Origin of the sequence: Streptomyces sp. NPDC005648 (genome assembly GCF_040605395.1) — a bacterium.
Classification (GTDB): domain Bacteria; phylum Actinomycetota; class Actinomycetes; order Streptomycetales; family Streptomycetaceae; genus Streptomyces.
In genome coordinates this window covers 23,102-45,652 of the sequence record NZ_JBEXCS010000082.1, presented here as the reverse complement: position 1 = coordinate 45,652, position 22,551 = coordinate 23,102, and the positions used below count along the sequence as shown (strand labels likewise).

Below are 22,551 nucleotides of genomic sequence, written 5' to 3'. Positions count from 1 at the left end.
GCCTAGGGCGTGTTGCGAAAGTCCCGTCGTCCGCCCGGAGGGCGGGCCGGGCGGCGTCTGGGGCGTGCTCTCGGCGTGCCGGGCGGAAGCCCTCGTACTGGTTGTCCGTGGGTTTTCGCCCGGTGCGGCGAGTGGGGGCACCTCCCACGCCCTTGAGGCAGTGGGGGAGCGTGCCAGGCGTCGCCCGGCAGGCGGGACTTTCGCAACACGCCCTAGGATCACAATGGACCTGTGCCGACCAAGAAGAAGCCCCAGGTGACCGCGGCCCCCGCCCGGCGCGCCGAACTCCTCGAGACCGCCGCCGAGGTCTTCGCCGAGCAGGGCTACAACGCCACCACCGTACGCAGGATCGCGGACCACGCGGGCATGCTCGCGGGCAGCCTCTACTACCACTTCGACTCCAAGGAATCGATGCTGGAGGAGATCCTGCGCACCTTCCTCGACGAGCTCTGGGACGGCTACGACGCCGTCCTGGAGGCCGAACTGGGGCCGCGGGAGACGCTGGAGGCCCTGGTCACCGAGTCGTTCCGGGAGATCGACCGGCACCGCGCCGCCGTCGCGATCTACCAGAAGGAGAGCCGGCAGCTGGTGGCGCAGGAGCGGTTCGCGTTCCTGGCCGAGTCACAGCGCAGGTTCGAGAAGGCGTGGCTGTCCACGCTGGAGAGAGGGGTCGCCGCCCGGGTCTTCCGGGCCGACCTCGACGTCCGCCTCACCTACCGGTTCGTGCGCGACACCGTGTGGGTGGCCGCCTCCTGGTACCGGCCCGGCGGACAGCACAGCCCCGAGGAGATCGCCCGGCAGTACCTGTCGATGGTGCTGGACGGGATCGCCGTACGTGAGTAGCCCTTTCTGCTGAGGGAGTCGCCATGGCCGAGGCCTATATCGTCGAAGCGGTCCGAACACCCGTGGGACGGCGGGGAGGTGGGCTGAGCGGGGTCCACCCGGCCGACCTGGGCGCGCATGTGCTGAAGGAGCTGGTGGCGCGCTCCGGCGTGGACCCGGCCGCCGTCGAGGACGTCGTCCTCGGCTGTCTGGACGCGGTGGGGCCGCAGGCCGGGGACATCGCCCGGACCTGCTGGCTGGCGGCCGGGCTGCCCGAGGAGGTGCCGGGTGTGACCGTCGACCGGCAGTGCGGTTCCTCGCAGCAGGCCGTGCACTTCGCGGCGCAGGGCGTGCTGTCCGGCACCCAGGACCTGGTGGTCGCGGGCGGGGTGCAGAACATGTCGCAGATCCCGATCGCCTTCGCGACCCGGCAGGCCGCCGAGCCGCTGGGCTTCACGGCCGGACCCTTCGCGGGCAGTGAGGGCTGGCGGGCCCGGTACGGGGACCAGCCCGTCAACCAGTTCGTGGGCGCCGAGATGATCGCCGCCAAGTGGGGGATCAGCCGCGAGGACCAGGAGGAGTTCGCGCTGCGCTCGCACCGGCGGGCGCTGCGGGCGATCGACGAGGGACGGTTCGAGCGGGAGACCGTGGCGTACGGGGCGGTCGGCGTCGACGAGGGCCCGCGCCGGGACACCTCGCTGGAGAAGATGGCGGGACTGAAGCCGGTCCTCGACGGCGGCACCGTCACCGCCGCCTGCTCCTCCCAGGTCTCCGACGGCGCGGCGGCGATGCTGCTGGCCTCGGAGCGGGCGGTGCGCGAGCACGGGCTCACGCCACGGGCGCGCGTGCACCACCTCTCCGTGCGCGGCGAGGACCCCATCCGCATGCTCTCCGCGCCCATCCCGGCCACCGCCCACGCCCTGAAGAAGACCGGCCTGACCATCGACGACATCGACCTCGTCGAGATCAACGAAGCCTTCGCGCCGGTCGTCCTGGCCTGGCTGAAGGAGACCGGCGCCGACCCGGAGAGGGTCAACGCGAACGGTGGCGCGATCGCCCTCGGGCACCCCCTCGGCGCGACCGGCGTCAAGCTGATGACGACCCTCCTCCACGAACTGGAGCGCACGGGTGGCCGGTTCGGCCTCCAGACGATGTGCGAGGGCGGAGGACAGGCCAACGTGACGATCATCGAGAGGCTGTGAGAACGACGGTCAGCGAGTGGTGGCCAGTCTCGCCCGGACCTGGTCCGCCTCCTTCATGATCCGCTCCACCAGCTCCGCGCACGACGGCAGGTCGTCGATCACCCCGGCGACCTGTCCGGATGCCATCACCCCGAGGTCCGTACGGCCGTCCACCATGGCCGACTTGAGCAGCATCGGAGTGTTGGCGGCGAGCAGGACCTGACTCCAGGACAGCTCCTTGCCGTGCTTGAGGGCGAGCCCGTCGCGCACCATCCCCCGCCAGGTCAGCCCGGAGAGCTTCCGGAAGCCCGCGGCCCGGCGGACCGCCTGGAACAGGGCCCTCGCGCGGCCGGAGTGCTCCAGCGCCGCGACCAGGTCGGTGCGCAGCATCCGGTGCGGCAGCCCGTCCACCGCCGTGGTCACGGTGACGTCCTTGACCGTGGCCGCCAGATACCGCGCCTTCACGGCGTCCGGCACCGTCGAGTCGGAGGTGAGCAGGAACCGCGTGCCCATGGCGACCCCCGCCGCCCCGTACGCCAGCGCCGCGACCAGCCCCCGCCCGTCGAAGAAGCCGCCCGCCGCCACCACCGGTATGCCGACCGCGTCCACCACCTGCGGCAACAGCACCGTCGTCGCCACCTCGCCGGTGTGGCCGCCGCCCTCGCCGCCCTGCACGATCACGGCGTCCGCCCCCCACGCCGCGACCTTCTCCGCGTGCCGCCGGGCACCGATGGAGGGGATGACGACGACACCCGCCTCCTTCAGCTCGGCGATCAGCCCGGGGGAGGGCGCGAGGGCGAAGGACGCGACCCGGACGCCCTCCTCGACGATGACGCGGACCCGGTCGGCCGCGTCCGCCGCGTCGGCGCGGAGGTTGACCCCGAACGGCGCGTCCGTGCGGGACCTGACCTCCAGTATCGCCTCCCGCAAGCGGTCCGTGGTCATCGTCGCGGAGGCGAGGACGCCCAGCGCTCCCGCGTTCGCCGTCGCCGCGACCAGACGGGGGCCGGCCACCCAGCCCATGCCCGTCTGCACGATCGGGTGCCGGACCCCGACCAGCCGGGTCAGCGCGGTGTCCATCAGGAGCCGACCTCTCTGGAGCGGGTGTCGCCCGGATCGAGCACCTCGCGGATCAGCCTCAGCTCGTCCGCCGTCGGTTCGCGTGTGTACGGCACCTCGTCAGGGACCGTCAGCGTGAACCCGGTGGCCGCACGGACCTGTTCGACGCTCACCCCGGGGTGCAGCGAGGCCAGCCGCATGGAGTGGTCGGGTGTCGCGAAGTCGAAGACACCCAGGTCGGAGACGACCCGCGGGATGCGGTGGAAGCGGCTCGTGTCCGCATGGGCGGCCGCACGGTCGTACCCCACCCCGCACACCATGTCGACCTTCTCCACGAAGACCCGCCGGGAGTGCTTCGGCACCCAGTAACTGGTCGGGTTGTTGAGGGTGTTGACCGGCGCTCCCCGCACTCCGAGCAACTGCCGCGTCGGCCGCTCCCAGTCGCCGATGCAGGAGATGTTCTGGTTGCCGAACCGGTCGATCTGGCTGGCCCCCATCATCACGTGCCGCCGCCCGCCGGTGACGAGGGCCAGGTGCTGACGGTAGGGGAGCCAGCCCTCGACGGTGCCGTCCGGGCGGACGAGCATCGCCTCGCCGTCGGTCAGCAGCAGGTCCGGAGAGAAGGTGAGACGGGCCAGCCGGGCTCCCACGGAGGGGATCAGCCCCATCGGGCTCGCCAGGATCTCGCCCGCGTCACGCCAGGCCTCGGCGCAGGCGATCACGCAGTACTCGGCGCGGGTGACGGCGGCAAGGGACGCGCCGGTGACCTCGGTCATGACTCCTCCCTCACCGCCGCCTGGTACGCCTGCTCGTCCCCGGCCAGGAACCGGGCCGCGAACTCCGGCCAGGGCGTGGTCGCGTAGGTCCGCTGGAACGCCTCGTCCCGCCCGTAGTCCGGCGCGCAGGACGTGAAGTGCGCGCCGTTCGGGGCCTCCACGACCCCCGTCACCGTGTGCCGCTTCACCAGCAGCGACTGGGGTGCGGCCTCCTTCGTCAACTCGGCCGTGTCCACGATCCGTTCGCACGACAGATAGGCCGCGTCCGCCGCCTCGCAGAACAGGTCGTCGAAGTAGGGGTCCGGGCCCAGGAACTGCCCGTTGCCCAGCCGGTCGGCGCGCCCCACGTGCACCAGGGCCGCGTCCATCCGCAGGGCGGGCATCGCCACGAACGTCTCCCCGTCCTCGTACGGCGAAGTCACCGTCCGCAGACCCGGGTTGACCCGCATCACGTCCGAGCCGATCCCGGCCCGCACCGGCAGGAACGGCAGCCGGTCGGCCGCAGCGCGCAGCCCCCACATGAACATCGCCTCGTCGATCTCCGTCAGCTCGAAGGCGCCCCGCTCGCGGGCCGCGCGGTAGTGCGGTTCGAGCGGGATCGAGTCGAGGGTGACGAAGGCGGCCACCAGGCTGCGGATCCGCCCGGCGGCCGCCAGCATCCCGACGTCCGGGCCGCCGTACGAGATGATCTTCAGGTCGGTGACATCGGATCGCAGCAACGCCCTGACCAGGGCCATCGGTTTGCGGCGCGAGCCCCAGCCGCCGATGCCGAGGGTCATGCCGCTCTCGAGACGGGAGACGACCTGCTCGGCGGTCATCGTCTTGTCGCTCACTCCTGTGCACCCTCCCTTTCCCTGCCGAAGGTGTCGCGGACCCGGTCGGCCACCCCGACCGTGCTCGCCTCGTAGGTGAAGCCCTGCTCGAAGCGGTAGCTGCGGCGCACGTCGACCGGATCGATGCCGTTGATGGCGGCCTTGGCCAGCCGCAGCAGCTCCCCGTCCTTGGAGGCGATCTCGCGCGCCGACTCCAGGGCCGCGGCCCGCAGCCCGGCGCGCGGCACCACGCGCCACACCGAACCGTGCGCGTGCAGCTCGGCCGCGGTCACCGTGCGCGAGGTGTAGTACAGGGCGCGCATCAGATGCTGCGGGACCAGCCGGGCCAGATGGGTCGCCGCGCCCAGGGCGCCCCGGTCCAGCTCGGGCAGCCCGAAGACGGCGTCCTCGCTCGCCACGATCACATCGGCGTTCCCCACCAGCCCGATGCCGCCGCCCAGACAGTGGCCGTGCACCGCCGCCACCACCGGTACATCGCACTCGTACACCGCCGCGAAGGCCTCGAAGCAGCCGCGGTTGGCGCCGACCAGCGCGGCCGACCCCTGTGCCTGGATCTCCTTGATGTCCACGCCCGCGTTGAATCCCCGCCCCTCGGCGGCCAGTACGACACAGCGCGCCCGCCGGTCGCGGCCCGCGGCGCGCACGGCGTCGGCCAGGGCGTACCAACCGCTCACCGGCAGGGCGTTCACCGGCGGGTAGTCGACCGTGACGACCGAAATCCCCTTTTCCGGGGACGAGGTGGAGACACCCATCGGCGCATCAGCTACCTTTCCAGACAACACCTCTCCACCAAACATTTGTTAGGTGTGAGGCTTCGAAGCTAGCAGCCGCACGATCGGAGCGGGAGGCCTGTGGATAACTCATTGCGCGGCAGGACCGTCGTCGTCACCGGCGGTACACGCGGCGTCGGAGCCGGGATCGCGCGGTCCTTCGCCGACGCCGGGGCCGAGGTCCTCGTCTGCGCCCGCCGGCCCCCCGGGGAACCCGTCGAGGGAGTCGGGTTCGCGCCCCTGGACCTGCGGGACCCGGCAGCCGTACGGGCCTTCTTCGACGCCCTGCCCCGGCTCGACGTGCTCGTCAACAACGCGGGCGGTGCCCCGTACCGGCGGCTGGCGGACGCGGACGCGGAGCGGCACGCACGGGTCGTCGAGCTGAACCTGATCACCCCGCTGACGGCCTCCCTCGCCGCCTACGAGCACCTCCGGCGGGCGAAGGGATCCGTCGTGATGATCGGGAGCGTGAGCGGCAGCCGGCCCTCTCCCGGTTCGGCCGCGTACGGCGCGGCCAAGGCGGGGCTGGACCACCTGGCCCGCTCGATGGCCGTCGAATGGGCGCCCCGGGTGCGGGTCAACACCCTCGTCGTCGGCATGGTCCGCACCGAACTGGCCCATCTCCACTACGGCGGCGAGGAGGGCGTCGAGGCGGTCTCCGGGACCGTGCCGCTCGGCCGGCTGGCGACCCCCGCCGACGTGGGGGCGGCCGCCGTCTTCCTCGCCTCCGACGCCGCCGCCTACATCACCGGGGCGAGCCTGCTCGTGCACGGCGGCGGGGAGCGGCCGGCCTTCCTGGATGCCGCGACCGCCAACAAGGAGACATGAGAGGGGACATGGGATGAGCGGAATCTGTGACGGCCGGGTCGTCGTCGTCACCGGGGCGGGACGCGGGCTCGGGCGGGCGCACGCGCGCGCGTTCGCGGGGGAGGGGGCCCGGGTGGTCGTGAACGACCTGGGCGTCGGACTGGACGGCACACCGGATGCCGACAGCCCGGCGGCGCGGGTGGTGGAAGAGATCCGCGCCGCGGGCGGCGAGGCGGTCGCCCACGGAGGCGACATCGCGACCACCGAGGGAGCGGCCTCGCTCGTCGCGACCGCCCTGGACACGTACGGCCGCCTCGACACCCTGGTCAACAACGCCGGCTTCCTGCGCGACCGGATGCTGGTCAACCTCGACGAGGACGACTGGGACGCGGTCGTAAGGGTCCATCTCAAAGGCCACTTCCTGCCGCTGAAGCACGCCGCCGCGCACTGGCGGGCGGAGGCCAGGGCGGGGCGGACGCCGGTGGCGAGAATCGTCAACACCAGCAGCGGGGCGGGCCTGCTGGGCTCGCTCGGTCAGGGCAACTACAGCGCGGCGAAGGCCGGCATCGTCGGGCTGACGCTGGTCGCCGCCGCCGAACTCGCCCGCTACGGCGTCCAGGTCAACGCGATCGCGCCCGCGGCCCGGACCCGGATGACCGAGCGGACGTTCGCCGAGACGATGGCCGCCCCGGCGGACGGTTTCGACGCGATGGCGCCGGAGAACGTGTCGCCGCTCGTCGTCTGGCTGGGCTCCGCCGCGAGCGCCGGAGTGACGGGCCGGGTCTTCGAGGCGGAGGCCGGCCGGATCACCGTCATGGAGGGCTGGCGACCTGGCCCGAGCGCCGACAAGGGGGCGCGCCGGAGCGCGGCCGAGGCGGGGGAGACGGCACTGAAGCTCCTGGCTCGGGCCGAGGCCCCGGGCGCGGTGTACGGGGCCTGAGCCCGGTCTCCACCCTCGTTGCGAGTTCGGTCTCCGCCCTTGTCCCGAGTTCGGTCGCCGCCCTTGTCCGGCTCCGCCCCCGTCTAGGTGTCGCACTCCAGTACCGTCCTGCACAGTCCGCACCTCGCCCGGACCCGCCCACGCACCGGCACCCGGATCCGCTGATGGCAGGTGGGGCACGGGAACGACACCCGCAGGGGGCCGTGTCCGTCCGGGGTGAAGGTGTAGGGGACCTCGGGGTGGGACAGGGCGGTGCGGTCCTGGGCGTGACGGCGGTCGCGGGCGTAGCGGCGCCGGCCCGCCCAGCCGGCCGCCGTGAGCGGGGGCTGCTGTTCGTCGCGGCGGGCCATGGCCATGCCCCGGGTGTAGGCCTCGTAGGCCTGGGGGCTGGTGAACCAGATGGACGGGTCCTCGTCGAAGACCAGGGCGCGCTTCGCCAGGACGTAGCCGAACTCCTCGGGGGTGAGGTAGCCGAGTTTCTGGGAGGAGGCCGCGTCCTCCCGGTACGCGTCCAGCAGGAGCCAGCCCGCGCCGAGATAGGTCGTCGCCGTGTCCGTGAGGATCTCGTTGTCGCGGGTGCCGGGGAAGGACAGGTCCACGCGGTGCAGATACACATGCATGATCTCGTGGGCCAGGGCCGCCCCGATGTCCCGGCGATGGGTGCGGAAGCGGTCGTTGAGCTCGACGAAGTACTCGGGGCCCGCGGCGAGTTCGACGTTCGCCGCGTGGGTCATCTCGCGGAAGCCGACGATCATGCGGGCGTCGGGGAGACGGTAGTGGCGGACCAGTTCGCGGGCCACGCGCTGGGCGCCCAGATGGAGGTCGTCGGTGTCACAGAAGGCCACATCGGCCGGGAGCACGCTGGTGGAGAAGGTCTGGACGGTGTCGTACGACAGCCGTTTCCAGAGCGCGGTGATGGCGGCCCGCACCGTCTCCAGGTGTGGGTAGCCGTGCTCGACCGGTCCGCCGTTCGCCACGCCCGACCCCCAAGACGCCCTGAACCCGGTTCCACTCTACGGGGAGGCGAGCGGAATTTCCCCGGTCGGGTTGCCCGGACCCGGCGTGAGATCCCTCCTTGTCATGTCCTCTTTTTGATCTTCATGCTGTGGGGCTCGCGATCCTCCACCCAAGGACACACGTTGATCCGCATCGCCGCCGTCGCCCTCGCCCTGGCCGCCGCGCCCTCCCCGGTCCCCTCACCCGTCGTGGGAGGAACGCCCGCCGGGCCGAGCGAGTTCCCGTTCATGGTCCATCTCTCGATGGGGTGCGGCGGGGCGCTCTACGAGAAGGACGTCGTCCTGACCGCGGGCCACTGTGTGGACAGCGCCTCCGGCCCGAACACCAGGATCACCGTGACCGCCGGCGTCACCGACCTGCGCTCCACCTCCGCGATCAAGGTCAGGTCGACCGCGGTCGTGCGGGCCCCCGGCTTCCAGGGCGAGACCAAGGGCAAGGACTGGGCGCTGATCAAGCTCGCCCGCCCGATCGACCTGCCCACCCTGAACATCGCCACCACCACCCGCTACGACCGGGGCAGGTTCACCATCATCGGCTGGGGCACCACCAAGGAGCACGGCGCAGCCGCCTCGAACAAGCTGCTCAAGGCGACCGTCCCCTACGTCTCCGACACCACCTGCAAGCGGCACTACGGCGACCGGCTGCTGCCCAAGGACGACATCTGCGCCGGCTACGCCCAGGGCGGCGTCGACACCTGCTCGGGCGACTCCGGGGGCCCCATGTTCCGCAAGGACGACTCCGGCCACTGGATCGAGGTCGGCATCACCAGCTGGGGCGACGGCTGTGCCCGCCGGGGCGCGCCCGGCATCTACACCCAGGTCAGCACCTTCGCGAGCGCCATCGCCCAGGCCGCGGACACCCTCTAGGGGCCTCTGGGGGACCTCTAGAGGGCCCGCAGAAGGATGCCGTCCGCGTCCGCCGGGGCCGACTCCTCCAGCTCCAGCAGCCAGACCTCGTTGTCGCCCTCGCGCAGCACGGGACCCGGCACGTACAGCGACCGCTGCGGGCCCGCCGACCAGTAGCGGCCCAGGCCGAACCCGTTGACCCAGACGAACCCCCGCGTCCAGCCCGGCAGTTCGAGCCGCGCGTCCCCGGCGCCCCGCACGGTGACGGTGCCCCGGTAGAGCCCCGGGGCGCCGTCCCGCGCGAGCGGCCGCAGGCCGACGCCCTCGATGGCGCCGAGCGTGTCCAGCGCGTCCAGGCGCAGCCCACGCGCGCGTACCTCGTGCAGATACTGCCGTTCGTGCAGCAGCCCCCCGGTGATGCCCTTCGGTTCGCCGCTGCGCGGACCGTAGTTGACCCGCCCCAGGGACTCCACCCACAGCTCCACGCGCGCGTGCCCGGCGACGGGCTCCTTGAGCTGCTCGTCGCCCTCGGCGAGCACACCGGCCCGCGCCCCGTCGACGTACACGACGGCCAGGTCCCGCAGCCCGCGCGCGATGAGCGGGTACGGCTGGCGGGGCCCGGGGACCGTCACCTCGTACCGGACGAGGCCCCGGTCCACGTCCAGTTCCTCGAAGGTCGGCGGGACGGGCGCCGCGACCTCCGGACCGCCCAGCGTGTCCAGTACGGCGGCCAGGGGTGCCCCGCCGGTCAGCCGCACCTCGGCCGGCTCGCCCAACCGCGGGGGAGCGGGCGGGGGTTCGGGCAGTGGCCCCGGCGCGTACTCGGCCAGCACCTCACGGAACCGCCAGAACTTGTCCGTCGCCCGGCCGGACTCGTCGATCGGCGCGTCGTAGTCGTACGAGGTCGTGTCGGGCTCCAGCGGGCCGTCGTGCAGGGCGCCGCCGCCCCGGTTGGCACCCGCCCAGCCGGCGAAGTTGGTGCCGCCGTGCGCCATGTACAGGTTGACGGAGGCACCGCACTCCAGGATCTCGCGCAGCGCCGCCGTGGCGTCCTGGGCGTCCCGGGTGATGTGCTCGCCGCCCCAGTGGTCGAACCAGCCGCACCAGAACTCCATGCACATCAGCGGCCCCCGCGGGCGGTACCGGCGCAGGACCTCGAACGCCTCCCGCGCGTGGGAGCCGAAGTTGACCGTCGCGAGGACCCCCGGGATCGAACCACCGGTCAGCATGTGGTCCTCGGGGCCGTCCGAGGTCACCAGCGGCACCGTGACGCCCAGCCCGCGCAGCAGCTCGACGAGCCGGTCCAGGTAGACGGTGTCCGAGCCGTAGCTGCCGTACTCGTTCTCGGCCTGCACCATGATCACCGGGCCGCCGCGGTCGATCTGCCGCTCCACCACCTGGGGCAGCAGCGCGCCGAACCAGCGGCCCAGGTGCTCCAGGAACCGCTCGTCCCGCGTACGCGCGCGTGTGCCCAGCTCGCCGGTGAGCCAGTGCGGCAGCCCGCCGTTCTCCCACTCGGCGCAGATGTAAGGACCCGGCCGCACGATCGCCCACAGACCCGCCGCGTGGGCCGCGTCCAGGAAGCGGCCGAGGGCCTCCACGTCCTCGTGGACGCCCGGGCGCGGCTCGTGGAGGTTCCACGGCACATACGTCTCCACGCAGTTGAGGCCCATCGCCCGCAGCATCGCCAGCCGGTGGCCCCAGTGCTCCTCGTGCACCCGGAAGTAGTGCAGCGCGCCGGACAGCAGCCGCACCGGCCGCCCGTCCAGCAGGAAATCCGTCTCCCCCACCGTGAACTCGGTCATGCGCCCCAGCCTCACCTCTTGGCGGCGATCAGGTCCATGGACAAAGATCACCGCTACTTGGACCGAAACGACGGACACCGATACCGGCGAAAGGGGCGCGCGGATGTACCACACCTGGATGCGGTTCTTCTCGCCCGGCCCGGTCCACCACCGGCTCGGCCTGGTCTGTCTCGGCGTCGGACTGCAGTACGGCGCCCTGCCCACCGTCGGCCCCCGCACCCTCGACCACCATGTCGCCGTCGTCGTCAGCGCGGGCGGCGGCTGGTACGAGAGCCCGGACGGACGCCGTACGGCCGTCACCGCACCCGCACTGCTCTGGCTCACCCCCGGAGTGCCGCACCACTACGCGCCCGACCCCGACGGCGGCTGGGACGAGGGGTTCGTCGACTTCTCCGGGCCCGCCACCGCCACGTACACCGAACTCGGCTACATAGAGCCGGACCGGCCCGTGGTGCCCCTCTCGGACGCCTCCGGGCCGCGCGCGGTCATCGGCCGCATGGCGCGGGCCGCCCGCCGTGACAACCCCCTCCTGGAGGTCGAGACCGGCGCCGCCGTCCACGAACTCCTCGTCGCCCTGCGCCGCGCCCGCGCCGACCTCGCCCCCGACGGGGACCCGGTCCTCAAGGCCCTCGCCCGCGACGCCTGTCTGCCGCTCACGGTCGCCGACCACGCCGCCCGGCACGGGATGACCCCCGCCGAACTGCGCACCGCCGTCCGCCGCGGCGCCGGATGCAGCCCCAAGGACTATCTGCTCGGCATCCGCCTGGGCCGCGCCAAGGAGCTGCTGGCCGCCACCGAACTGCCCGTCGCGGCCGTCGCCCGCCGCGTCGGCTACGACGACCCCGCCTACTTCTCCCGCCTGTTCACGCGCCGTGTGGGCACCCCGCCGGTCCGCTTCCGCGCCCAGCAGGGCCGTGCCGTCCCGGGCGGCTGGAGCAACCAGGTACCCGATCCGGCCGATCCACCCATGATCGGCCCCCTGACCGCCACGTAGGCTGGGCGTCCATGACCACCAGCAACAACGCGACCGGGGGCGTCGACCCGGAAGTCCGCGCCGAACTCGCCCGGCTGCGCGACAGCATCGACAACATCGACGCGGCCGTCATCCACATGCTCGCCGAACGCTTCAAGGCCACCCAGCAGGTCGGCCACCTCAAGGCCCGGCACCAGCTGCCGCCCGCCGATCCGGCCCGCGAATCCCGCCAGATCGAGCGGCTGCGCGCACTCGCCGAAAGCGCCAAGCTCGATCCGGCGTTCGCTGAGAAGTTCCTGAATTTCATCATCGCCGAGGTGATCCGCCACCACGAGCGCATCGCCGACGACACCGTGAACGGCGCCGCGAAAACGGCGAATTGACCTCGGTGAATGACACAAGGGGAGTGACACGCGCTCCCGCGCGCGGCATGCTGCGCTGTGCACTCCTTGTCAGCTGACGGACACACCGCGTCAGTGGTTCGGTCATAAGCTGGTTGTCCCACGCGGGAGGGACGTCGGGCCATGCCGGATGCCAAGATCCTCATCGTCGACGACCACGAGGACACGCTGTACGCGCTGGAGAGCGCCCTGGCCCCGCTGGGCTACCTGCTGAGCCGCGCCACCAGCGGTGACGAGGCGCTCAAGCAGGTGCTCCGCGGCCAGGTCGGCCTCCTCCTGCTCGATGTCCGCATGCCCGGCGTCAGCGGACTCGACGTGGTCCGCTACATGCGCCGCGTGGAACAGACCCAGCACATACCCGTCATCCTGCTCACCGGCTTCGGCGCGGACCACGAACTGACCTCCACCGCCTTCGGCCTCGGGGTCGCGGACCTCGTCATGAAACCCATCGACCCCTGGGCCCTGCGCACCAAGGTCCGCTACCTCTACGACAGCCACCGCCGCCGGCTCGCCCTCGAACAGGAGGTCCGCGAACTGCGCGCCCTCGTCAAGGACGGCGCCGCGGAACGCGCGGCACGCCCGGCCCTGCCCCATCCGGACATCAGCGTCCCCCCGCAGCGCGACGCGCAGGACGCGACCCCCGCGCAGGACCGGACATAGGGCGTGAACCGATCCGCCCCTGTGCGTTGTCAGCGGCATCGGGCAGCATTACCCGCATGTCCGTACTGACGCGCGACGAAGCGCAGACCCGTGCCAGGCTCCTCGACGTCCACCGCTACACGATCGACCTCGATCTGACGACCGGCGACGAGACCTTCGACTCCCGCACCGTCATCCGCTTCAGCGCCGGCACGGACGCCTCCACCTTCGTCGAGCTCAAACCGGCCGAGCTGCGCTCCGCGACCCTCGACGGGCGGCCCCTGGACCCGGAGACCCTCGACGGCAACCGCCTGCCCCTGCGGAACCTCACCGCCGGCGAGCACGAGCTGCGCGTCGACGCGGCCATGCGCTACTCCCGCACCGGCGAGGGCATGCACCGCTTCACCGACCCCACCGACGGCGAGACCTACCTCTACACCCAGCTGTTCATGGAGGACGTCCAGCGCGTCTTCGCCGCCTTCGACCAGCCCGACCTCAAGTCCGTCTTCGAGCTCACCGTGAAGGCCCCCGAGGGCTGGACCGTCCTCGCCAACGGCATCACCGAGGACCTCGGCGGCGGCCGCTGGCAGGCCGCGCCCACCCCGCTGATCTCCACCTACCTCGTCGCCGTCGCCGCCGGCCCCTGGCACTCCGTGCGCACCGAACACCGCGGTCTGCCCTTCGGCCTCCACTGCCGCCGCTCCCTCGCGCCGTACCTGGACGTCGACGCCGACGAGCTCTTCGAGATCACCCGGCAGTGCTACGACCGCTACCACGAGAAGTTCGAGGAGCCCTACCCCTTCGACTCCTACGACCAGGCGTTCGTCCCGGAGTTCAACGCCGGCGCCATGGAGAACCCGGGCCTGGTCACCTTCCGCGACGAGTTCGTCTACCGGTCCGCCGTCACCGACACCGAGCGCCAGACCCGCGCCATGGTCATCGCCCACGAGATGGCCCACATGTGGTTCGGCGACCTCGTCACCCTGCGCTGGTGGGACGACATCTGGCTGAACGAGTCCTTCGCCGAGTACATGGGCTACCAGACCCTCACCGAGGCCACCCGCTTCGCGGACACCTGGACCGACTTCGGAGTCGTCCGCAAGGCCTGGGGCTACGACGCCGACCAGCGCCCCTCCACCCACCCCGTCGCCCCGAAGAACGTCGACGACACCGCCTCCGCGCTCCTCAACTTCGACGGCATCTCCTACGCCAAGGGCGCCTCCGCCCTGCGCCAACTGGTCGCCTGGCTCGGCGAGAAGGACTTCCTGGCCGGCATCAACACCCACTTCGCCCGCCACCGGTTCGCCAACGCCACCCTCGCCGACTTCATCGACTCCCTGGCCTCCGCCACCGAACGCGACGTCCACGCCTGGGCCGACGCCTGGCTGAGCACCACCGGCGTCGACACCCTCACCCCCGTCGTCTCGGCCGCCGAGGACGGCACCTGCACCCTCACCGTCCAGCACACCGGCAGCCGCCCCCACCGCATCGCCGTCGGCCTCTACGACCAGGACGTCGCCGACGAGGGCCGCCACCTCACCCTGCGCGAACGCCTCGACCTCGACGTCCCGCAGAGCGCCCCCCAGCCCCTCGGCAAGCGCCCCGCCCTGCTCCTCCTCAACGACGGCGACCTCACCTACGCCAAGATCCGCTTCGACAGCGACTCCTTCGAAGCCGTCCGCGCCGGCCTCTCCGGCCTGCCCGACCCCCTCACCCGCGCCGTCGTCTGGAACGCCCTGCGCGACGCCGTCCGCGACGGCGAACTCGCCCCCGCCGCCTATCTGGAGACCGCCCGCACCCACCTCCCGCACGAGACCGACCTCGCCCTCGTCCAGGGTGTCCTCGCCTTCGCCGCCGCCCAGATCGCCGACCGCTACGTCACCCCCGACGAGCGCCCGGCGGCCCTCGCCACCCTCTCCTCCCTCAGCCGCGACCTCATCCGCCGCACCGAGGACGGCGACAACCCGGGCCTGCGTCTGATCGCCGTACGCCACTTCATCGACGTCGCCTCTCAGCCCGACACCATCGCCGCCTGGCTCGCCGAAGGCACCGTCCCCGGCGGCCCCGAGCTCGACCCCGAGCTGCGCTGGCGCGTCCTCGCCCGGCTCGCCGTCCTCGGCGCCACCGACGAGGCCGCGATCGCCGCCGAACTCGACCGGGACCCCTCCGCCACCGGCCAGGAGGGCGCCGCCCGCTGCCGTGCCGCCCTGCCCGACCCCGAGGCCAAGTCCAGGGCCTGGGACGCGATGTTCGCCACCGACGCCGTCAGCGACCTGTCCAACTACCTCTTCACCGCCACCGCCCGGGGCTTCTGGCAGCCGGAACAGGCCGACCTCGTCCGCACCTACGTCGCCCGCTACTTCGAGGACGCCGTCACCGTCGCCGCCCGCCGAGGCCCCGCCATCGCCGACGCCGCCGGCCGCTGGGCCTTCCCCGTCCACGCCGTGGACCCGGAGACCCTCCGCCTGGGCGAGACCTGCCTGACCGACTCCGACCCCATCCCGTCGCTGCGCCGCAAACTGACCGACCAACTGGACGACCTGGGGCGGGCATTGCGGGTCCGGGAGGCATGACGGCACAGGAGTGATCCCTGACCCCGGCACCACCGGGGATCACTCCCGACAGGTTTTCCCCGCACGGACGTACCCCCTTTCGGGTTCCGATCGTTGGGCTTTTCGGGCGCGTCGTCGCAACCGCGTACAAGCTGGAACTCCCTCTGTTCCGCGCCCCGGAGGACGACGATGAGTACGCCGCCCCTGGCCTCGGGTCCCCAAGGCCCGCCCGCCCTGCGCCCGCTGCTCCACACCGTCCTCGACGCCCTGGCCGCCGGAGCGCGGGCGCGCGGCGGCCCGCTGCCGGCGGGCGGGCCGGAGGCGGTCGCGGCACGGGTGAGGGAAGCGGTGGGAGACGTACTCCCCACGGAGGGCGATCCGGAGGCGCTACGGCACCTCGTCCACGCGCTGGCGGAAGGTTCCGCCGACCCCGCCGACCCCCTCTGCGCGGCGCACCTGCACTGCCCGCCCCTCGCGGTCGCGGCGGCAGCCGACCTGGCCGTGTCCGTCCTCAATCCGTCCATGGACTCGTGGGACCAGGCGCCGGCGGCCTCGGAGCTGGAGACACTGGTGACACGGGCGCTCGCGCGCCAGGTCTACCCGGAGTCGGCACCCGCACCCGCACCCGCACCCGGCCACGGGCCCGGCCACGCGCCGGACGCCCTGGTGACCACAGGCGGCACCGAATCGAACCAACTGGCCCTGCTCCTGGCCAGAGAAGACCTCGGCCCCGGCACCCGTCTCGTCTGCGGAGCCAACGCCCACCACTCCCTCCCTCGCGCCGCCTGGCTGCTGGGCCTGCCCGACCCCGTGATCGTCCCCACGCCCACCGGCACCCTCGATCCCGCCGCCCTCGACACGGCGCTCACCGCCCTCCCCGGCCCCCACCTCGTCACCGCCACCGCCGGTACCACCGACGCCGGCCTCATCGACCCCCTCCCCGAGATCGCCGCCGTCTGCCGCGGACACCGCGCGCGCCTGCACATCGACGCCGCCTACGGCGGGGGCCTCCTCTTCAGCGACCGGCACCGGCACCAGCTCACCGGACTGGAGACCGCCCGCACGGTCACGCTCGACCTGCACAAACTCGGCTGGCAACCCGTCGCCGCCGGCCTCCTCGCCGTCCGTGACCCCCGCGACCTCGCCGCGCTCCAGTACCGCGCCGACTACCTCAACGCCGACGACGACACCGAGGCCGGGCTCCCCGACCTCCTCGGCCGCTCCCTGCGCACCACCCGCCGCCCGGACGTCCTCAAGATCGCCGTCACCCTGAAGACCCTCGGCCGCACCGGCCTCGCCGCCCTCGTCGACCAAGTCTGCGACCGGGCGACGGACTTCGCCGACCTGGTGCGGAGCAGGCCCGCCCTCGAACTCCACGACCGGCCCACCATCAGCACGGTCCTGTTCCGCCCCGCGCGGGCCACCGACGACGCCGTGGCCGCCGTACGCCGCCATCTTCTGCACCAGGGCCGTGCCGTTCTCGGCCGGGCCCGTCTCGACGGGCGCCTCTGGCTCAAGGCCACCCTGCTCAACCCCCACACCCGGCCCGACGACCTCACCGCACTGCTCAAGGCCGTCGAGCACCTCGCGGATCAACTCGCGAAAGGAAACACCCCCGCATGAGCACCACCCCCAACCCCCCGCAGCACCAGCCCGACGCGCCCCGCGACCTGGTCGGCATCGGCATCGGCCCCTTCAACCTGTCCCTCGCGGCCCTCGCCCACCCCCTCGCCGAACTCGACACCGCCTTCTACGAGCAGCGCTCCGCCTTCGACTGGCACCCCGGCCTGCTCATCGAGGGCGCCCGTGTCCAGGTCCCCTACCTCGCCGACCTGGTGACGCTCGCCGACCCCACCAGCCCCTGGAGCTTCCTGAACTACCTCAAGGCCCAGGACCGGCTCTTCCCCTTCTACTTCGCCGAGCGCTTCCACATCCGGCGCGCCGAGTACGACGCCTACTGCCGCTGGGTCGCCGACCACCTCCCCGGCCTGCACTTCGACCACCAGGTCGACGCCGTCCGATGGAACCCCGAACGCGATGTCTTCGAGGTCGACTTCACCCAGCTCGACAGCGACGGAGAGGCGGAGGCGCTCGGCCGGACCTACACACGCAACATCGTCCTTGCCATCGGCACCGAGCCCTACGTCCCCGAGCCGCTCAAACCGCTCGTCGACGCCCCCGCCGTACCCGTCGTCCACGCCGCCGACTACCTCGCCCACCGCGACCGGATCCACGCCGCCGAGCACGTCACCGTCATCGGCACCGGACAGTCCGGCGCGGAGATCTTCCTCGACCTGCTGCGCGGCCGCCCCGCCGGCCGCGAGAAGCTCCACTGGCTCGGCCGCACCGAGGCCTTCGCGCCGATGGAGTACTCCAAGCTCGGCCTCGAACACTTCACCCCGGACTACACCCGTTACTTCCACGCCCTCCCCGAAGGCGTCCGCGACCGTCTCGTCACCACCCAGTGGCAGCTCCACAAGGGCATCGACGCCGACACCATCGCCGCCATCCACGAGGAGCTGTACAGCCGGACCCTGCGGGGCGGTTGGCCCGACGCCGTGCTCACACCCGGCGTCCGCGTCCGCACCGCCGGACGGATCGCCACCACCAAGGTCGAGCTCCATCTGGAACACGTCCAGCAAGGCACCCGCTCCCGTCTCACCACCGACGCCGTCGTCCTCGCCACCGGCCAGCGCGAACGCCCCCTGGACGGCATGCTCGCCGGCCTCGACCCCTATCTGCGCCGTGACAGCCGTGAACGCCCGCGGGTGGACGAGCGGTTCAGACTGGTCTGCGACCCGTCCGTCACCGGTTCGATCTACGTCCAGAACGCCGAACGCCACAGCCACGGCGTGGGCACCCCCGACCTCGGCCTCGCCGCCTGGCGCAGCGCCACCATCCTCAACTCCCTGACGGGCAAGGAGACCTATCCGCTGCCCACCCGAACCGCCTTCACCAGCTTCGGACTCGACCAGGGGCAGCAGCCGCGGGTGCCGCAGGCCCGCCAGGCCCAGGTGCTCACCCCACTGGTGGAGGGGAGGTAAGGATCGCCGAGGGGAGGAAGAACTCCGGCAGCGGTGGTGTTGGGGCATGCCATGACCACGACCTGGATCGCAGCCCACCGCTCCGCCGTCATCAACCCCCATGAGACGTTCCGCCTCTTCGAACCCCGCGCGTTCCACGACCAGACCGTCCGCCAGTCCCTGCGACTGGCCGGAGGCGGCGAAGCCCTCCGCATCCGGCTCAGCAACCGTTACGGCAAGGAACCCCTGCTCATCGGCGGTGCCCACCTCGCCGTCCGCACCGACGGCAGCCGTGTGGACCCGAGCAGCGACACACCTTTGCGCTTCACCGGCGCCGAGACGGTCACCGTCCCCGTCGGCGCGGAGATCGTCAGCGACCCGGTCGAACTGCCGGCCAGCGCGGGGGAGGAGCTCACCGTCAGCCTGTATCTCCCCGGCGACACCGGACCGACCACCTACAGCGCGATCCCCTACGACATCGGGCACGCCGTCCGCGGTGACCAGCTGTCCGCCGAAGTCCTGGAAGACGCCGAGGAGTTGACGACAGGTCACTTCCTCGCCGGCGTGGACGTCCTCGCCCCAGCAGGCACCCGGATCGCGGTCGCGTTCGGCGACTCCTGGATCGAGGGTGCCGCCACCACGCCCGGCACCGACAACAACTTCCCCGCCCAGCTGAGCCGGCGCCTCACCCGCGGCTGGATCGTCAACCAGGGCATCTCCGGCAACCGTCTGCTCACCGACGAGGTCGGCGAGCGCCTGCTGGCCCGACTCGACCAGGACGTCCTCGCCGTCCCCGGGGTCAGCCACGTACTGATCCACATCGGCCTCAACGACCTCGGCCTGCCCGGCGCCCAGTCCCATCCCGAGCCCCCGGCCGACCTGCCCACCGCCGCCGACCTCACGGCCGGCCTCACCGCCCTCGCCGACCGCCTCCACGCCGCCGGCCTCATCGCCGTCGGCGCCACCCTCGGCCCGTACGAGGGCACGATCTACGACGGCGTCGACACCCCCGAGGGCCAGGCCGTACGGGGCGAGGTCAACGACTGGCTGCGCGGACCCGACCACCCCTTCGACGCCGTCGTCGACATCGCGGCGGCGGTCGCCGACCCGGACCGACCCAGCAGGATCCGCGCCGAGTTCAACAGCGGCGACGGCCTCCACGTCAACGACGCCGGCGCGAAAGCCATCGCCGACGCCGTCGACCCGACCCTGCTGGACCTCTAGGGCCCTTCTGGTGGATCTCCGCGGCGTCACGACGCCCGGCACGCACTCCCCCACTCTCGGCTTCGCTCGAGCGGGGGGACCCCCATGCCGCACGGCGCGAAGGGACAGGTGGCTCCGCCACATGACCCTTCACACCGCACGCCGATCGCACGCACCGAACGCCGCTCCTTCCTCCGCGGAGATCCACCAGAAGGGCCCTAGGGCCGGCGTCAGAACACCGGCGTGCCGTCGTGGGTCAGCTTCCAGTCCGCCGACGCGAAGTCCTTCGGGTCCAGCACGCCCTTCGCGGTCACCCACTCCGCGATCCGCGTGCGGATCTCCGTCGACTCCGACCACAGCTCGGTCGCCGTGGCCACGTGCGGGAACGCGCCGCCGCCGTTGGCACGGTAGTTGTTCACCGCGAACACGAACTTCTGGGCGTCGTCCAGCGCCGCACCGCCGTACGTCAGGTTCCTGATCCGTGAACCCGGCGCCCGCGCGACGTCGATCTCGTACGAAAGCCCCGACACATAGTCGTAGTTGTAGTCCGGCCTGCCGTTGGCGTTGGTCAACTTCTCCACGTCGACCGCGGCGCCCGCCGCCGTCTGCGCGAAGTACTCCGCCGAGTACTCCAGGTACGCCCGGATCTGAGCACCCGTCAGCAGCTTCGCGACCAGCGTGTTGTCGTACACGTACAGGCTGGAGAGGTCCCGGATGGTGACATCGCCCGCCGGGATCTCCGAGGTCCGGGAGAACGGCGAGGCCTGCGCGATCACCGGCAGCGAGGCGTGCTCCGTGCCCGCCAGGGCCGCCTTCACCACGTCCTCCTGGACCTTGGTGATCAGATCGATGATCGGCGCGTCCTTGTAGCGCGCCTCGACCGTCGTCAGCGTCTCGGTCGCCGTACCGACCACCTGGTTGACGTACTCCACGACCTTCGCGTGCTCGTCCGACAGCAGCTTGGTGATCTTCGGGTCGTCGGCCACGGAGTTGGAGTTCAGCACCTTCGACGACACCGACTCCACGGACCAGCGGCCCTTCGCGAAGACCAGCTCGACGTCGAAGAGGGACAGCCGCTCCGCGTACGCCAGCGGTTCCGAGAGGACCACCGTCCTGCCGGTCTTCGCGTTGGTGACCCTCAGCTCCGGGATCTCCACATGCGCGTGCCCGACCAGGATCGCGTCGATGTCCGGCACCTGCTGCGCGACCAGCGCCGCCGAGTTCTCCACGTACGGCACCTGGTCACCGTACGAGGAGGTCCCCGAGGAGCCCGAGTGCGCGGAGACGACCACCACGTCCGCCCCCATCGACTTCAGCCTCGGCACCCACTTGGCGGCCTGCTCCTCCAGACCCGGGAACTCCAGCTTTCCCTGCACATAGGCCTTGTCCCAGATCGCGATACCCGGGTTGGTGAGCCCCAGCACCGCCACCTTCACCGGCGGCAGCCCCGGCACCCGGAACGTCGTGATGACATACGGCGGGAAGGCGGGCCGCCGCGTCCTGGCGTCCAGCGCGTTCGCGCCCAGCAGCGGGAAGCGCAGCTGCGACTCGAACTTCCGCAGGGTCTCCAGACCGTAGTTGAACTCGTGGTTGCCCAGCGCCGCCGCGTCGTACCCGATCGCGTTCATCGCCTGCGCCATCGGGTGCACCGGGCCGCCCTCGGCGGTGATCGGGTCCACCTTCGCGTAGTAGTACGTCAGCGGGGTGCCCTGGATCGTGTCGCCCGCGTCCAGCAGCAGCGTGTTGCGGCGGCCCCTCTCCTCGCGCACCCGGTTCACCAGCGTCGAGATACGCGCCAGGCCCTGCGCGTTGCCCGCCTTGTCGGAGTACTCCGCGTCCTTGAAGTAGTCCCAGTTGAAGACATGCCCATGCAGATCGGTCGTGCCCATGATGGTCAGCGAGTACCGCTTCGCCGGCTTCTTCGCCGCCGCGGGTTCCGCGGCCCGCGCCGCCGGTGCCGCCACCGCGCCCGCGACCGCCACCCCCGCTCCGGTCGCGGCGGACTGCTGCAGGAACTTCCGGCGGTTCAAGGGCATGTCTGGATCTCCTCGGGAAAAGGTCAACGACGCGCGTAGATTCTGACCCGGGCATGGCAAGCGGCAACAGGTCCGGCAGGTTGCGATCTGATGACCCAACCGGTGCATCCCGCGCCGGTAACCAAACAAGCCGTGCCAGAGTGGGGCGTATGGCCACCCCTGACACCGACGACCCACGCCCCGCCGTCCCCTACGGCACCCCCGACGCCCCCCGTATCGCGGTCCGCGGCGAGGCCCGCCTGGAGGTCGACCCCGAGATCGCCCGCATCGGCGTCACCGTCGCCTCCCGCGGCAAGGACCGCCGGGCCGCCCTCGACGACCTCACCCGCCGCAACACCACCGCGCTGGACCTGATCAAGACCTACGGGGAGGCGGTCGAACGGCTGGAGACCGGGGCCTTCTCCATCAGCCCCGAACTCAAGGACAAGGGCCGCGGCGAACGCGTCCACGCCTACCACGGCCGCGTCCACATCACCGCCGAACTCACCGACTTCACCGCCCTCGGCGAACTCACCACTCGACTGGCCGACCTGGAGCTCACCCGTGTCGACGGCCCCTGGTGGGCCCTGCGCCCCGACTCGCCCGCCCACCGCGGCGCCCGGCAGCAGGCCGTCAAGGAAGCCGTCCAGCGGGCACGCGAGTACGCCGAAGCGCTCGGCACCACACTCGCCGCGCTCGTGGAACTGGCCGACATCGGCGCCGAGAACGCGCAGCCCTACCCCCAGGCCCCCGGCCGAATGCGCTCCATGGCCTACGCCGCCGCCGAGGACGCCGGGCCGGCGGCCCTGGACCTGGAACCCCAGCGGCAGAACGTCTACGCGGCGGTCAACGCCCGGTTCACCATGGCCCCGCCACAGCTGTAGAAGCGC

20 protein-coding genes are annotated in these 22,551 nt (G+C 72.0%); 13 read left to right on the top strand and 7 right to left on the bottom strand.

Features of this window, described 5'->3' with window-relative positions; translation table 11 throughout:
* Positions 1-231 precede the first annotated feature (231 nt).
* Both ABZT17_RS34615 and ABZT17_RS34610 read left to right on the top strand, forming a co-directional pair.
* Entirely contained in the window at positions 232-843 is a 612-nt protein-coding gene (locus ABZT17_RS34615; RefSeq protein ID WP_356354924.1) for a TetR/AcrR family transcriptional regulator, read from the top strand.
* Positions 844-866: 23 nt separating this feature from the next.
* Positions 867-2,024 (top strand): acetyl-CoA C-acetyltransferase, encoded by a 1,158-nt coding sequence (locus tag ABZT17_RS34610; RefSeq protein ID WP_356354922.1) that lies wholly within the window; start codon positions 867-869, stop codon positions 2,022-2,024.
* 9 nt (positions 2,025-2,033) lie between these two features.
* On the opposite strand, the gene ABZT17_RS34605 is transcribed toward ABZT17_RS34610, so the two are convergent.
* Genes ABZT17_RS34605 through ABZT17_RS34590 form a run of 4 tightly spaced genes read right to left on the bottom strand, consistent with a single transcriptional unit; the run spans position 2,034 to position 5,423 of the window.
* Positions 2,034-3,083, bottom strand: coding sequence for a nitronate monooxygenase (locus tag ABZT17_RS34605; RefSeq protein WP_356354921.1), 1,050 nt, complete (start codon positions 3,081-3,083; stop codon positions 2,034-2,036).
* Positions 3,083-3,838 (bottom strand): CoA-transferase, encoded by a 756-nt coding sequence (locus tag ABZT17_RS34600; RefSeq protein ID WP_356354919.1) that lies wholly within the window; start codon positions 3,836-3,838, stop codon positions 3,083-3,085. Before ABZT17_RS34600 ends, ABZT17_RS34605 begins: the two co-directional genes overlap by 1 nt.
* Positions 3,835-4,671 carry a CoA-transferase gene (locus ABZT17_RS34595; RefSeq protein ID WP_356354917.1) on the bottom strand — a complete coding sequence of 279 codons (837 nt, stop codon included), beginning with the start codon at positions 4,669-4,671 and terminating at the stop codon, positions 3,835-3,837. Before ABZT17_RS34595 ends, ABZT17_RS34600 begins: the two co-directional genes overlap by 4 nt.
* On the bottom strand, positions 4,668-5,423 hold the full coding sequence (locus tag ABZT17_RS34590; protein WP_356354915.1) for an enoyl-CoA hydratase family protein: 756 nt from the start codon (positions 5,421-5,423) through the stop codon (positions 4,668-4,670). The genes ABZT17_RS34595 and ABZT17_RS34590 overlap by 4 nt, the downstream gene beginning before the upstream one ends.
* Before the next feature lie 111 nt (positions 5,424-5,534).
* Between ABZT17_RS34590 and ABZT17_RS34585 the strand changes: the two genes are divergently transcribed.
* Positions 5,535-6,269 carry an SDR family oxidoreductase gene (locus ABZT17_RS34585; RefSeq protein ID WP_356354914.1) on the top strand — a complete coding sequence of 245 codons (735 nt, stop codon included), beginning with the start codon at positions 5,535-5,537 and terminating at the stop codon, positions 6,267-6,269.
* A 13-nt stretch (positions 6,270-6,282) separates the two neighbouring features.
* A complete protein-coding gene (locus tag ABZT17_RS34580) occupies positions 6,283-7,188 on the top strand; it encodes an SDR family oxidoreductase (RefSeq protein ID WP_356354912.1) in 906 nt (301 codons plus the stop codon).
* Between the two features lie 83 nt (positions 7,189-7,271).
* Here ABZT17_RS34580 and ABZT17_RS34575 read toward each other — a convergent pair whose 3' ends face one another.
* Positions 7,272-8,165, bottom strand: a complete 894-nt coding sequence (locus ABZT17_RS34575; RefSeq protein ID WP_356354910.1) for a hypothetical protein — start codon at positions 8,163-8,165, stop codon at positions 7,272-7,274.
* A gap of 123 nt (positions 8,166-8,288) precedes the next feature.
* On the opposite strand from ABZT17_RS34575, the gene ABZT17_RS34570 reads away from it, so the two are divergent.
* On the top strand, positions 8,289-9,071 hold the full coding sequence (locus ABZT17_RS34570) for a serine protease (RefSeq protein WP_356354925.1): 783 nt from the start codon (positions 8,289-8,291) through the stop codon (positions 9,069-9,071).
* A gap of 17 nt (positions 9,072-9,088) precedes the next feature.
* Here the strand turns inward: ABZT17_RS34570 and ABZT17_RS34565 are convergent, their stop codons facing one another.
* On the bottom strand, positions 9,089-10,855 hold the full coding sequence (locus ABZT17_RS34565) for a beta-galactosidase family protein (RefSeq protein ID WP_356354908.1): 1,767 nt from the start codon (positions 10,853-10,855) through the stop codon (positions 9,089-9,091).
* A gap of 103 nt (positions 10,856-10,958) precedes the next feature.
* Between ABZT17_RS34565 and ABZT17_RS34560 the strand changes: the two genes are divergently transcribed.
* The 7 genes from ABZT17_RS34560 to ABZT17_RS34530 all read left to right on the top strand — a co-directional run bounded on the left by ABZT17_RS34560 (position 10,959) and on the right by ABZT17_RS34530 (position 19,667).
* Positions 10,959-11,849: an AraC family transcriptional regulator gene (locus ABZT17_RS34560; RefSeq protein ID WP_356354906.1), complete on the top strand. Its 891-nt coding sequence runs from the start codon at positions 10,959-10,961 to the stop codon at positions 11,847-11,849.
* A gap of 11 nt (positions 11,850-11,860) precedes the next feature.
* Positions 11,861-12,211 (top strand): chorismate mutase, encoded by a 351-nt coding sequence (locus ABZT17_RS34555; RefSeq protein ID WP_356354904.1) that lies wholly within the window; start codon positions 11,861-11,863, stop codon positions 12,209-12,211.
* A 141-nt stretch (positions 12,212-12,352) separates the two neighbouring features.
* Complete coding sequence (locus ABZT17_RS34550; RefSeq protein WP_356354902.1) at positions 12,353-12,889, top strand: response regulator; 537 nt, start codon at positions 12,353-12,355, stop codon at positions 12,887-12,889.
* Positions 12,890-12,945: 56 nt separating this feature from the next.
* Positions 12,946-15,441 carry an aminopeptidase N gene (gene pepN, locus ABZT17_RS34545; RefSeq protein WP_356354900.1) on the top strand — a complete coding sequence of 832 codons (2,496 nt, stop codon included), beginning with the start codon at positions 12,946-12,948 and terminating at the stop codon, positions 15,439-15,441.
* Between the two features lie 168 nt (positions 15,442-15,609).
* A complete protein-coding gene (locus ABZT17_RS34540) occupies positions 15,610-17,043 on the top strand; it encodes an aminotransferase class V-fold PLP-dependent enzyme (protein ID WP_356354899.1) in 1,434 nt (477 codons plus the stop codon).
* Entirely contained in the window at positions 17,040-18,464 is a 1,425-nt protein-coding gene (locus ABZT17_RS34535; protein ID WP_356354897.1) for a SidA/IucD/PvdA family monooxygenase, read from the top strand. Before ABZT17_RS34540 ends, ABZT17_RS34535 begins: the two co-directional genes overlap by 4 nt.
* Before the next feature lie 51 nt (positions 18,465-18,515).
* A complete protein-coding gene (locus ABZT17_RS34530) occupies positions 18,516-19,667 on the top strand; it encodes a GDSL-type esterase/lipase family protein (RefSeq protein ID WP_356354895.1) in 1,152 nt (383 codons plus the stop codon).
* A gap of 209 nt (positions 19,668-19,876) precedes the next feature.
* Here ABZT17_RS34530 and ABZT17_RS34525 read toward each other — a convergent pair whose 3' ends face one another.
* Positions 19,877-21,682 carry a 5'-nucleotidase C-terminal domain-containing protein gene (locus ABZT17_RS34525; protein ID WP_356354893.1) on the bottom strand — a complete coding sequence of 602 codons (1,806 nt, stop codon included), beginning with the start codon at positions 21,680-21,682 and terminating at the stop codon, positions 19,877-19,879.
* Positions 21,683-21,831: 149 nt separating this feature from the next.
* On the opposite strand from ABZT17_RS34525, the gene ABZT17_RS34520 reads away from it, so the two are divergent.
* On the top strand, positions 21,832-22,545 hold the full coding sequence (locus ABZT17_RS34520; protein WP_356354891.1) for an SIMPL domain-containing protein: 714 nt from the start codon (positions 21,832-21,834) through the stop codon (positions 22,543-22,545).
* The last annotated feature ends 6 nt before the right edge of the window (positions 22,546-22,551 follow it).

What these genes read in the sequence shown, in the direction of transcription:
- ABZT17_RS34525 (WP_356354893.1), bottom strand. Translation starts at nt 21,682, where the DNA reads ATGCCCTTGAACCGCCGGAAGTTCCTGCAGCAGTCCGCCGCGACCGGA.
- ABZT17_RS34610 (WP_356354922.1), top strand. Translation starts at nt 867, where the DNA reads ATGGCCGAGGCCTATATCGTCGAAGCGGTCCGAACACCCGTGGGACGG.
- ABZT17_RS34535 (WP_356354897.1), top strand. Translation starts at nt 17,040, where the DNA reads ATGAGCACCACCCCCAACCCCCCGCAGCACCAGCCCGACGCGCCCCGC.
- ABZT17_RS34570 (WP_356354925.1), top strand. Translation starts at nt 8,289, where the DNA reads ATGCTGTGGGGCTCGCGATCCTCCACCCAAGGACACACGTTGATCCGC.
- ABZT17_RS34560 (WP_356354906.1), top strand. Translation starts at nt 10,959, where the DNA reads ATGTACCACACCTGGATGCGGTTCTTCTCGCCCGGCCCGGTCCACCAC.
- ABZT17_RS34520 (WP_356354891.1), top strand. Translation starts at nt 21,832, where the DNA reads ATGGCCACCCCTGACACCGACGACCCACGCCCCGCCGTCCCCTACGGC.
- ABZT17_RS34565 (WP_356354908.1), bottom strand. Translation starts at nt 10,855, where the DNA reads ATGACCGAGTTCACGGTGGGGGAGACGGATTTCCTGCTGGACGGGCGG.
- ABZT17_RS34600 (WP_356354919.1), bottom strand. Translation starts at nt 3,838, where the DNA reads ATGACCGAGGTCACCGGCGCGTCCCTTGCCGCCGTCACCCGCGCCGAG.
- ABZT17_RS34555 (WP_356354904.1), top strand. Translation starts at nt 11,861, where the DNA reads ATGACCACCAGCAACAACGCGACCGGGGGCGTCGACCCGGAAGTCCGC.
- ABZT17_RS34580 (WP_356354912.1), top strand. Translation starts at nt 6,283, where the DNA reads ATGAGCGGAATCTGTGACGGCCGGGTCGTCGTCGTCACCGGGGCGGGA.
- ABZT17_RS34605 (WP_356354921.1), bottom strand. Translation starts at nt 3,083, where the DNA reads ATGGACACCGCGCTGACCCGGCTGGTCGGGGTCCGGCACCCGATCGTG.
- ABZT17_RS34540 (WP_356354899.1), top strand. Translation starts at nt 15,610, where the DNA reads ATGAGTACGCCGCCCCTGGCCTCGGGTCCCCAAGGCCCGCCCGCCCTG.
- ABZT17_RS34550 (WP_356354902.1), top strand. Translation starts at nt 12,353, where the DNA reads ATGCCGGATGCCAAGATCCTCATCGTCGACGACCACGAGGACACGCTG.
- ABZT17_RS34530 (WP_356354895.1), top strand. Translation starts at nt 18,516, where the DNA reads ATGACCACGACCTGGATCGCAGCCCACCGCTCCGCCGTCATCAACCCC.
- pepN (WP_356354900.1), top strand. Translation starts at nt 12,946, where the DNA reads ATGTCCGTACTGACGCGCGACGAAGCGCAGACCCGTGCCAGGCTCCTC.
- ABZT17_RS34590 (WP_356354915.1), bottom strand. Translation starts at nt 5,423, where the DNA reads ATGGGTGTCTCCACCTCGTCCCCGGAAAAGGGGATTTCGGTCGTCACG.